1 protein-coding gene is annotated in these 222 nt (G+C 41.9%); it reads right to left on the bottom strand.

Going from position 1 to position 222, the window contains the following annotated elements; genetic code table 11:
• Positions 1–222, bottom strand: a 222-nt coding sequence (locus AM228_RS28000) for a HEAT repeat domain-containing protein (protein WP_156332131.1), incomplete at both ends; no start/stop codon positions are given.

Below are 222 nucleotides of genomic sequence, written 5' to 3'. Positions count from 1 at the left end.
GATCGCTGTTTCATTGCCTTGTGCGATTTTTCCTAAACTTTCTAAACTTTCGGCAACCTGGCAACGGGTATTTTCATTATCAGTAGTTTCGAGAATTCTGACCAAAGCCGAGATCGCTGTTTCATTGCCTTGTGCGATTTTTCCTAAACTTTTGGCAACCTGGCAAAGGGTATTTTCATTATCAGTAGTTTCGAGAATTCTGACCAAAGCAGCGATCGCTGT

Origin of the sequence: Planktothricoides sp. SR001, from assembly GCF_001276715.1 — a bacterium.
GTDB classification, from domain to species: Bacteria; Cyanobacteriota; Cyanobacteriia; order Cyanobacteriales; family Laspinemataceae; genus Planktothricoides; species Planktothricoides raciborskii.
The sequence above is the reverse complement of the archived record's forward strand: the minus strand, read 5'-3'. Positions and strand labels throughout refer to the sequence as shown.